General features: G+C 63.9%; 8 protein-coding genes and 1 pseudogene. 6 read left to right on the top strand and 3 right to left on the bottom strand.

Annotation, left to right across the window (positions count from 1 at the left end):
• Positions 1 to 46: 46 nt before the first annotated feature.
• On the bottom strand, positions 47 to 826 hold the full coding sequence (locus NKI61_RS23560; RefSeq protein WP_023806492.1) for an SDR family oxidoreductase: 780 nt from the start codon (positions 824 to 826) through the stop codon (positions 47 to 49).
• Between the two features lie 120 nt (positions 827 to 946).
• On the opposite strand from NKI61_RS23560, the gene NKI61_RS23565 reads away from it, so the two are divergent.
• Entirely contained in the window at positions 947 to 1,762 is an 816-nt protein-coding gene (locus NKI61_RS23565; protein ID WP_352841061.1) for a UDP-2,3-diacylglucosamine diphosphatase, read from the top strand.
• A gap of 103 nt (positions 1,763 to 1,865) precedes the next feature.
• The gene (locus NKI61_RS23570) at positions 1,866 to 3,080 is read left to right on the top strand and encodes an MFS transporter (RefSeq protein WP_352841064.1); all 1,215 of its coding nucleotides are present in this window, start codon (positions 1,866 to 1,868) and stop codon (positions 3,078 to 3,080) included.
• Here NKI61_RS23570 and dgcA read toward each other — a convergent pair.
• Positions 3,051 to 4,034 carry an N-acetyl-D-Glu racemase DgcA gene (dgcA, locus tag NKI61_RS23575; RefSeq protein ID WP_352841067.1) on the bottom strand — a complete coding sequence of 328 codons (984 nt, stop codon included), beginning with the start codon at positions 4,032 to 4,034 and terminating at the stop codon, positions 3,051 to 3,053. The two genes, NKI61_RS23570 and dgcA, sit on opposite strands and share 30 nt — an antisense overlap.
• A 77-nt stretch (positions 4,035 to 4,111) precedes the next feature.
• Between dgcA and NKI61_RS23580 the strand changes: the two genes are divergently transcribed.
• The 4 genes from NKI61_RS23580 to NKI61_RS23595 are packed head-to-tail and all read left to right on the top strand — an operon-like array spanning position 4,112 to position 8,186.
• Positions 4,112 to 5,299 carry an MlaE family ABC transporter permease gene (locus NKI61_RS23580; protein ID WP_023708615.1) on the top strand — a complete coding sequence of 396 codons (1,188 nt, stop codon included), beginning with the start codon at positions 4,112 to 4,114 and terminating at the stop codon, positions 5,297 to 5,299.
• A gap of 4 nt (positions 5,300 to 5,303) precedes the next feature.
• Positions 5,304 to 6,119, top strand: a complete 816-nt coding sequence (locus NKI61_RS23585; RefSeq protein ID WP_196813641.1) for an ABC transporter ATP-binding protein — start codon at positions 5,304 to 5,306, stop codon at positions 6,117 to 6,119.
• Positions 6,120 to 6,133: 14 nt separating this feature from the next.
• Positions 6,134 to 7,507, top strand: a complete 1,374-nt coding sequence (locus tag NKI61_RS23590; protein ID WP_352841069.1) for an MlaD family protein — start codon at positions 6,134 to 6,136, stop codon at positions 7,505 to 7,507.
• 37 nt (positions 7,508 to 7,544) lie between these two features.
• Positions 7,545 to 8,186 carry an ABC-type transport auxiliary lipoprotein family protein gene (locus NKI61_RS23595; protein WP_502897539.1) on the top strand — a complete coding sequence of 214 codons (642 nt, stop codon included), beginning with the start codon at positions 7,545 to 7,547 and terminating at the stop codon, positions 8,184 to 8,186.
• A gap of 316 nt (positions 8,187 to 8,502) precedes the next feature.
• Here NKI61_RS23595 and NKI61_RS23600 read toward each other — a convergent pair.
• Positions 8,503 to 10,786 (bottom strand): annotated as a pseudogene (locus tag NKI61_RS23600) (kinesin); the annotation flags it as partial.

Consider the following 10,786-nt stretch of genomic DNA (forward strand, 5'->3'; position numbering starts at 1 on the left):
TTTCAAACGGTTGCGCGGAAATCCTGCTGAGGATGCACTGAGCCCTTCAGAACGCGCTGACATAGAGGCCGCCATCGACCGGGATGTTCTGGCCGGTGAGATAACCGGCATGGACCGAGCACAGAAAGGCGCAGATCTGGCCGAACTCTTCCGGCGTGCCGAGCCGCTTGGCCGGAACGTCGGCGCTGATGCGGGTCTTGCGCGCTGCGGCCGCTGCCGGGTCTTCCATCGTGCCGGCCTCATGCGGGCCGCGCAGCCGGTCGGTGTCGAGCTTGCCCGGCAGCAGGCTGTTGATGGTGACGTTGCGGTCGATCACCGTGCGCGCCACGCCGGCCAGGAACGAGGTCAGCCCGGCTCGCGCGCCGGACGACAGATCGAGGCCGGGAATCGGGACGTAGACCGACAGCGAGGTGATGTTGACGATGCGGCCGAAGCCGCGCATGGCCATGCCGTCGATGACGGCCTGCACCAGTTCGATCGGCGTCACCATGTTCTGCGTCACGCCTTCGAGGATCTTTGCGCGGTCGAGTTCGCGGAAATCGCGCAAGGGCGGGCCGCCATTGTTGTTGACCAGGATATCCGGGTCGGGGCAGGCGGCAAGGAGCGCGTTCTGCACGTCGGGTTTCGAGACGTCGCCGACGATCTCGGTCACCTTCACGCCGTAGCGTTCGCGCAGTTCGGCCGCGGTTTTTGCCAGCAGCTCGGCATTGCGGCCGTTGACGACGAGATCGCAGCCGGCCTCGGCCAGCGCCATGGCGCAGCCGCGGCCCAGCCCTTTGCTCGATGCGCAGACGATGGCCTTCTTGCCTTTGATGCCCAGATCCATGACGATTTTCTCCTGTGAATGGCGCGGCACGCTAGCCCTTTGGCTGGCCCAATCGCAACCGTCATACGGTTGTTGCATGAATCGGGGCATAGCCTGCGCGAAAGCAACGGTGACGATCTGATGTCCGGTACAGAAACCCGCACTTTCCGCAGCATGTTCATATCCGACCTGCATCTCGGATCGAAGGCGGCCAAGGCCGAGTTCCTGATCGATTTCCTGCGGTATCACGACGCCGATATCATCTATCTCGTCGGAGACATCGTCGACGGCTGGCGTCTGCGGCGCAGCTGGCATTGGCCGCAGAGCCACAATGACGTCGTCCAGAAACTGCTGCGCAAGGCGCGAAAGGGCACCTCGATCACCTATATCGCCGGTAATCACGACGAATTCGCGCGCCAGTTCCAAGGCGTGCATTTCGGCGGCATCGTCGTTGCCGACCGCGCCATCCACGAAACCGCCGATGGCAGGCGCCTGCTGGTCATCCACGGCGACCAGTTCGACACCGTCGTCCACAATGCACGCTGGCTGGCCTACCTCGGCGACTACGCCTATGACGCCGCGATGATGGTCAACCGCGTGGTGACGAAGCTCCGCCATTTGCTGGGTCTCCCTTACTGGTCGTTCTCGTCCTGGGCCAAGGTCAAGGTCAAGAACGCGGTCAACTTCATCGGCTCGTTCCAGACGGTGCTGACCGAGGAGGCCCGCCGCTCGCATGTCGACGGCGTCATCTGCGGCCACATCCATCACGCCGCGATCGAGACTTATGAGGATGTGCAGTACATCAACACCGGCGACTGGGTGGAGAGCTGCACGGCGGTGGTCGAACATTTCGACGGCAAGATGGAGATCATCCACTGGGCGCTGGTGCTGCCCGAAGCACCGGACGAGCCGTTCATCCCGCTGCTCATCGAAGACAGGGTCGTCGAAGCGGCATAACCCTCCTGTTAATCGACTGGTCCAGGCAGTTTCGGACCGCTTTCGCGCATGTTAAGGGATCGATCTGCGTTGCAGCCCTTGTGCAGCGTAATTGGATCGATTCATGTCGCTGCCGCCGCTCTCGCCCAAACAACTCGTCAAGCCGCGCCATTTCGAACTGCGCATGAGCCTGATCTTCGCGACATTATTCATGTCCCTGGGAACGCATGTGCCTTATTTCCCGCTGTGGCTGCATGCCCAGGGTTTCCACGCCGAGCAGATCGCCATCATCCTGGCGGCGCCGATGTTCCTGCGCGTGGTGACGACGCCGCTGCTGACCGCGCTGGCCGACCGGGCGAAGGACAGGGCCGATGTCTATATTGCGCTGGTGGCCGCGACGATGGTGCTTTCCGCCGGCTATTTCCTCACTCCCACCTATGCGGCGGTGCTTGCCGTATCGCTGGCGCTGACGGTGGTGTGGACGCCGCATTCGCCGATCGCCGATTCGCTCGCGCTGTCGGGTGTGCGCCGCTTCGGCTCGAACTACACCGCGATGCGCAAATGGGGCTCGATATCCTATCTCTGCGCCAATGTCGCAGGCGGCTTTATCCTCGCCTGGACGAGCCCGCAGGCCGTGCCGGTAATCATCTTTGCGGCATTGTCTGCCGCGCTCGTCGCCGGATTGCTGGCGCCGCGGCTTGGCCGCCCGCGCCGCGCTTCGCCGCTATCTGCCGCCGACATCCAGCATCAGGCGCCGAGCCTGCTCAATCCGTATTTCCTCTATTTCACCCTCGGCGTCGGCATCATCACCGCCAGCCATGCCTTCCTCTACGGCTTTGTCTCCATCTACTGGAAATCGGTCGGCATCAGCGATTCCGTCGTTGGCCTGCTGTGGGCCTGGGGCGTGGTGGCCGAGGTCTGCATGTTCGTGTTTTTCAACCGTATTTTTGCCTCCGTCTCAGTCGTCAAGGTGATGCTGATCGCCGGCGTCGGCTCCATCCTGCGCTGGATCGCCTTTCCGTTGATCTGGCCACTCGGGCTTGGCGTCGCCGGCTTCTTCGGCGTCCAAACCCTGCATTCGGTGTCGGTGGCGATGGTGCTGATCGGCCTGCAGAAGATGATCGGCGAAACGGTTTCGGAAGAACGCACGGGTGCGGCGCAAGGCATTGCCTATTTCTTCAACGGCTTCTTCATGGCGGCGGTGACGCTGGCGTCCGGCCCGCTTTACGAGCGCTACGGCGTCGACGGCTTCCTGGCGATGGTCCCGATCGCCATCATCGGCCTGGCGCTGATCGGGCTCGCCGCGCGTTCAGCCCCACAGCATCCTGTCAGGCGGTAACACCAGCGACCCCTGGTACACGAGGCCGGGCTGGCGGTCGCGGGCAAGCAGCAGCGGGCCGTCGAGGTCGACGAACTCGGCGCCCTGTGCAAGCAACACAGCCGGCGCCATCGCCAGCGACGTGCCGACCATGCAGCCGACCATCACGCCGAATCCCAGCTCCCGGGCGCGGTTGCGAAGGGTAAGGGCGGCGGTCAGACCGCCGGATTTGTCGAGCTTGATGTTGACGGCGTCATAGAGGCCGACAAGCGCTTCGAGGTCCTTCGCCTCGTGGACGCTTTCGTCTGCGCAGATCGGCACCGGATGCGCGATGTGGCGCAGGATGGCATCATGGCCGGCGGGAAGCGGCTGTTCGATCAGGGCTATCCCATGTTCGGCGGCGAAAGCGAGATTCTCGATGATGTTGGCATCGGTCCAGCCTTCATTGGCGTCGAGGATGATGCGGCTGTCGGGCGCCGCTTCGGTCACGGCGCGGATGCGGGCCAAGTCGTTGTCGCCGCCGATCTTGACCTTGAGCAGCGGCCGCCCGGCATTGGCGCGGGCTTGCGCCGCCATTGCCTCCGGCTCGCCTAGCGACAGCGTGTAGGCCGTCTCCAGCGCCGACAAGGGCACAGCGTGGATGGCGTCCGCGACCGCAACGCCGCTGATCTTGGCCTCCAGGTCCCAAAAGGCGCAATCGATGGCGTTGCGGGCAGCACCCGCCGGCATCGCATCGAGCAGGTCCTTGTGGCTGATGCCGCCTTCTATCTGCCGGCGCATGGCCTCGATGGCGTCGCGCACCCCCTCCATGGTCTCGCCATAGCGCTTGTAGGGGACGCATTCGCCCCATCCGCGATTGTCCCCATCGCTGATCGTGCAGGTAATGACTTCGGCTTCGGTCTTCGACCCGCGCGAGATGGTGAAGGTGCCGGCAATGGGAAAACGCTCGGCCTCAACCGAAATGACACGCGCCATAATTTTCTGCTCCGGCTATGCGACAACACGTCGTCGGCAAATCGACAGGTACGACCCGTCAGGCTAAACAGGACGCCATGTTGACCATCGGCAAACGCGACGCAAGCGGCAACGCCGCCAAGGAGGCCGACCACCAGCCCCGCGTTGCGGTCGGCGAGGAGGGCGGCGTCCTCGGCTGCGCTTTCTCCGGCATCTGGACGACGACGACAGTGGCGCTGATCGACGCCGAGATGCGCAAGATCGAGCAGCGCAAAGGCTTCCAGACGCTCGCTTTGGATCTTTCCCACATCGAGAAGATGGACACCGCCGGCGCCTGGCTGATCGATCGCCTGGTCAGCGTCTTCGAAAAGAAGGGTGTCGAGATCAAGATGCAGGGGCAAAGCGATGTCGCCTCGATCCTGCTCGGCGCCGTTGGCGAAGCTGTCCGGCGCGAGCCCGAATCGCGCGGCGTCCGGCGCCCCAACATCATCCTCCGCGGGCTGGAGGCCGTCGGCCGCCGCATCTATGAGATGCGCGACGATTTCCTCGCCTCGATGAACATCCTCGGCGCCACCATCGGCGGCGCCCAGATGAAGCTCGGGCGCGGCCATGCAATCAATCCGGCGGCGATCTTCAACCAGATCGATCGCATGGGGGTCGGCGCCATCCCGGTGGTGGTGCTGATGTCGGCGATCGTCGGCGCCATCGTCGCCCAGCAGGGCGCCTACCAGCTCAATTATTTCGGCGCCAACATTTTCGTTGTCGATCTGGTCGGCGTGCTGATCCTGCGCGAACTCGGCGTGCTGATGACCGCCATCATGATCGCCGGCCGCTCCGGCAGCGCCATCACCGCCGAGATCGGCTCGATGAAGATGCGCGAGGAGGTCGACGCGCTGAAGGTCATCGGCCTCAACCCGATCGGCGTGCTGGTGTTTCCGCGCCTGGTGGCGCTGGTGATCGCGCTGCCCTGTCTCACCATCGTCGCCAATTTTGCCGCTCTTGGCGGCGGCATCCTAGCCGCCTGGCTTTATTCCGGTATTGCGCCGACGGCCTTCATCGACCGGCTGCGCGGCGCGATCGATATCAGCACCATCTTCGCCGGGCTGATCAAGGCGCCCTTCATGGCCATGATCATCGGCACCATTGCTTCCGTAGAAGGCATGAAGGTCGGCGGCAGCGCCGAATCGCTGGGTCTGCACGTCACCGCCTCGGTGGTGAAGTCGATCTTCGTCGTCATCATCCTCGATGGCCTTTTCGCCATCTTCTACGCATCGATCGAGTTCTGACATCATGCGCAGAAACTCAAAGGCGACCAAGGCTATGCAGGGAACGGGCGAAAGCGATATCGTGCTGTCGGTGCGCGACATCACCGTTGCCCTGGACGACAAGCTGATCCTCGACAAACTGGCGCTCGACATCAAGCGCGGCGAAATCCTCGGTTTCGTCGGCGCCTCGGGCGCCGGCAAATCGGTGCTGCTGCGCACGATTCTCGGCCTGCTGCACAAGCAGTCCGGCACGATCAAGCTGTTTGGTCTCGACCTCGAAAAGGCCAGCGACATCGAACGGTTGCGCATCGATATGCGGCTTGGCGTGCTTTTCCAGCACGGCGCCCTGTTTTCGGCGTTGACCGTGCAGGAAAACGTGCAGGTGCCGATGCGCGAATATCTCGATCTGCCGAAGAAACTGATGGACGAGCTGGCCTTGCTCAAGATCGAACTGGTCGGCCTGCCGCCGGACGCCGCGCAAAAATTTCCCTCGGAGCTTTCGGGCGGCATGATCAAGCGCGCCGCCCTGGCGCGGGCGCTGGCGCTCGACCCCGACATCGTCTTCCTCGACGAGCCGACTTCCGGCCTCGACCCGATCAGCGCGTCCGAATTCGACGAACTAGTGGTCAAGCTGCGCGATACGATGGATTTGACGGTCTATATGGTGACGCACGATCTCGACACGCTGTTTACCGCTTGCGACCGCGTGGCGGTGCTCGGCAACAAGAAAATCCTGGTCGAAGGCACGATCGACGACATGCTGAAAAGCGAAGAACCGTGGGTCAAATCCTATTTCCGCGGAAAACGGGCTCGGCAACTTGATCTTGCCGCGCGCGCATAGACATAAGTGGGGCAATGGAAACCAGAGCCAACTACGTAATTGTCGGCATTTTCACCCTGGCTGCAATCCTGGCGGCGTTCGGGTTCGTCTATTGGACCGCCCAGATCGGTGATCGCGGCGAGACGGCGGAGCTGCGCGTGCGCATTCAGGGTTCGGCCTCCGGCCTCGGCCCCGGCAGTCTGGTGCTGTTCAACGGCGTCAAGGTCGGGGTGGTCAAGCGCGTCTATTTCGACCGCAATGACCCCAATGCCGCCATTGCTACGACCGAGATCGACCAGACTACGCCGCTCACCAAATCGACGCAGGCCGATATCGGCATCGCCAGCCTTGCCGGCCAGGTCAACATCGAATTGAAGGGCGCCGATCCAAAGGAACCAAATCTCCTGGAAGAGGCGGCAAAGGAAGGCAGGACCGCCGAGATCGTCGCCAATCCATCGGTGGTCACCAACCTGCTGCAGACTGCGCAGAATATCTTCACCCGTGCCGACAAGGTGCTTTCCGAACTCGAAAGTTTCACCAGGGATGTGCGCGGGCCGCTGACCCAGACCGTCAAGAACGCCCAGACATTTTCCGATGCGCTGGCCAGGAATGCCGACGGCATCGACAAGTTCCTGACCGCCGTCAGCGCGCTGTCGGATGAGCTGAAGGGTGTTTCCGGCAAGCTCGACGGCACGCTGAAGGCTGCCGAAGGCCTGCTTAATGCCGTCGACAAGGACAAGATCAAGAGCATCGTCGCCAATGTGGACGCCGTCACCGCCAATCTGAAGGAGACCAGCGGACAGCTCGACGGCGTGATCAAGAACGTCGATACCGCGGTCGGCTCGGTCAACGATTTCGCCACGCGCACGCAAGGCACGCTGGCCAAGGTCGACAATGTGCTCGACGGCATCGATCCGGCACAAGTGCGCGTGGCGCTCGCCAACATTCAGAAGGCCAGCGAAAATGCCAACAAGGCCGCCGCCGACATCGCCAAGGTGACCAACAAGTTCGCCGACCGGGCCGACGACATCGACGAGACGATCAAGGACGCCAAACAGCTTGCGTCGCGCCTCAACGATGCCTCGGTGCGCGTCGACGGCATCCTGAAAAGGGTCGATACGCTGCTCGGTTCGGGCCAAGCCGACGGCGTCATGGCCGATGCCAGGGACACGCTGAAGTCGTTCAAGCAGGTCGCCGACACGCTGAACGCCCGGCTTGGCACGATCACCGACAATATTGCGCGCTTCTCGGGCCAGGGCCTGTCGAATGTCGAGGCGCTGGTCCAGGACAGCCGGCGTTCGATCAGCCGCATCGAAGAGGCGGTGACCGATCTCAGCCGCAACCCGCAGCGCATCCTGTCGGGCGGCGACGGCGAGGTCCGGCAGTTCGATGGCAGGGCACGGCGTTGACTTCCGTGCCCGCCCGCAGCAATTACATGGACCGGGGATGCGGATTCATCATACGATCCGGGGACAGTGGGGATCACGCGTGACGTTCGGGTTGGGTGGGTATAGATCGGCAGTCGTTTTGCTTGGCCTGACGCTGGCTGGTTGCGCGGCATTGGGAGGCAAGCCGGCGCCACTCGATACGTTCGAGCTGTCCGCCCCGTCGATCGACGCCCATGGCCACAGCCGCCGCCAGATCCTGATCGCCCAGCCCTCCGCGCTCAAGGCGCTGGACAGCCAGAACATCGTCATCAAGCCGTCAGATCGCTCGATCCAGTATCTCAAGGGCGCGCAATGGGCCGACCGGCTGCCGCTGATCGTGCAGGCGAGGCTCGCCGAAACCTTCCAGCGCTCCGGAAGCTTTGCCGGCGTCGGCAAGCCGGGCGAGGGGCTGGCGATCGACTTCCAGGTGATCGTCGAGATCCGCTCCTTCGAAGTCCGCGTCAATGGTGGCGAGCATGCCGAGGTCAATCTCTTCGTGCGCATCCTGAACGACCGCAACGGCGAGGTGCGCGCCTCGAAGAGCTTCACCGCATCCGCTCCCGTCTCCGGCGGCGGCAATCCGGCCTATGTCAACGCGCTCGACAGCGCCTTCGGCGAGGCGGCGAAGGATATCGTGGGCTGGACGGATTCGGTTATCTGAGCCGGTCGAGGCTTCGAACGATCGTTCGTCGCGTTAAGCCAGCACTCGACCAAATATCGCAGGTCCGCGCTGACCCTCATTGCGCTGCCGGGCATTTCTCCCCGTATAGTGACGGGAGAAAGAACGCCATCGCCAATGATTTCGCCAATTGTCACCGTCGCAGTATGGGCGGCGAGGCTGATGCCATCTCCCTTCACCCCGTCGCTATACGGGAGAAGGTGCCGGCAGGCGGATGAGGGGCAGCGCAGACCGACGATTTTGCACAAAGAAAAGGCGGGAACTTCCCGCCTTTTCTTTGTCTGTGGTGTCGCCTCAATCAGTGCAAACGGCCGCTCGCATGGGCCAGCATGGTGTAGACCTTGCCGGTGTCCGACGTCAGGTAGGTCTGCGCCATGATGTTGTCGCGGTCGTTGCGCGAGACGTCCTTGAGCAGCTTCTCGAAATCGTCGCAGTAGCGGTCGACGGCGGCGCGGAACTCCGCCTCGGCCTGATATTTGCGGCGGATTTCGTCAAAGGTCTGCTGGCCCTTGAGCGTGTAGAGGCGGCGCGTGAACACGTCACGCTCGCCGCGCCGGTAGCGGTTCCACAGCTCGATCGAGGCGTCGTGGTCGATCGCCCGGGCAATATCGACCGAGAGCGAGTTGAGCGACTCCATGACATGCAGCGGCGAGCGCTGGGCGGGAGTTGCGCGCGGTGCTTCCGCGGGCGCTGCCGGCCTGGCGACTTCCTCCTCGCGCGATGCCCCGGTCAGGAGATCGCGCACCCAGCCGCCTTGCGGCGTGCGGGCGTTGGCGTCGCGCTGGCGCGGTGCTTCGGCAGGGCGTTCGATATCGAGCGTGCCACGCAGGCCGCCGAGCGGCGCCTGCGGAGCAGGGCGCTCCGGCTGTGGCGCCGGCGGCGGGCGGCGTACCGGCTCGGCCGGGCGCTGCACTGGCGCCTGCGGCGCCGGGCGCAGGGCGCGCGGTTCGGCATTGTCGCCGCCGCGTCCCGATTTCGCAACGATATCCGAAAGTTCCTTGAGCGCGTTGATCTGCTCGGCAACGGCACGGCGGATCGCCGAGGTCGATTCCTTGGCCTCTTCCGGCATCTCGATGACGCCCTTCTTGAGCTCGGCGCGGGTGAGGTCGAGCTCGCTCTTGATCGAGCTTGCGGTGCGCCGCATCTCCTCGGTCGCATCGGCGAACCGGCTGGTTGCCGAATCGACCACTTCCGTTATGGCGATCCGGATCTTGTCGGCTGATGCCAGCGTCTTGCCTTCGGCATTCTGCATCGTCTGGCCGACAAGGTTTTCGAACGAACGCATCACCTTCTCGAGGTCTTCCGACTTCTTGACCAGGCCGACGGCGAGATCTTCGAGCGACGACTGCCGCTCAAGCGTGTGCTCCAGATTGCTCTGCGCCGAGCTCAACAGATCCGAGGCCGAGGACAGCAAGCGGCTGTGCTCGTCGAACTTGGTGGCGATCGAGGCCACTTCGCGCAGGGTCGACGACGACAATTCGGTAAGCCGCGTCGTGTTCGAATCGACCAGGCGGGCCGAGCTGGCGAAGGTCTGCGCGGCCTTTTCGGTGGTTGCCGCGAAGCTTTGCGTGCTGCCGCTCAGACGTTCGTCAACCTGGCCGAGGTTGATCGCCGCCTGTTCGATCAGCTCACCAAGCTGCGAGCTGGAGACGCTCATGCGGCCGATGAGGTCGGCGACGCTATCGGCGAGCGACGAGCGCGCGCCTTCGACGGCCGACAGCGTTTCGGCGGTGCGGCTGGCGAGCGCGTTGACGAGGGCGGCATTTTCGCTGCGCAGCTTCTCGGTCGCGCGTTCGGTGACCTCTTCCATGCTCTTTTGCAGTTCCGAGCCGCCCTGGGCGAAGCGCTCGACCAGCGGCCGCGCGGTTTCGTCCAGGATCTTCGCCATCTCGGCCGAACGCGCCGCCAGTATCGTGTTGAGCTCGCGGGTATTGGTGCCGATGGTCTTGGCAGCGTCGTTGGTGCTTTGGCCAATGTGCTGGCCGACCGCGGTAAAAGTCTCCGCAATCGTGTTGGCGCGCGAGATCAGCTGAGCTTCTGCGCTGGAAACCTGCTCGTTGAGCTTCTGGCCCATCGTCTCCGTCGTATAAAGAAGGCGGTTCTCGACGCTGGCGACCTGTTCCTCGACGCGCGAAGCTGCGGACGCAACGCTCGCAGCCAGCCGCTCGTCGGCCCCGGCCAAAGCCTGCTCCATCTCGCGGGCGTGGACGGCAAGTTCCTGGCCGGTCTGGCGTGCGCGTTCGGCAACACGCTGCTCGGTGCTGGCGAAGGCACCGACGATGTTGTCGGCATGCTCGCCGATCGTCGACGTGGAGTCGGCGATGCGCGACACCAGGCGGTGATCGGCCTCGTCGAAGATGCGGCTGATCTCGGTGGCGCGTGCCGACAGCGCGTCCGAACCCTCGGCAATGCGCGAGATCAGCTGCTGGTCGGCGGCGTCGAAGATGCGGCCAAGGTCCGAGGCGCGGGCGGCCAGCGCTTCGGCGGATTCGCCGATGCGCATGCTCAGCCGCTGGTCGGCGCCCTCGAAGTTACGCAGGATGTCGCCGGCGCGGTCGGCCAGCGACTGCGCCGTCTCGACC

The organism is Mesorhizobium sp. M0514 (genome assembly GCF_040321145.1).
GTDB lineage: Bacteria > Pseudomonadota > Alphaproteobacteria > Rhizobiales > Rhizobiaceae > Mesorhizobium.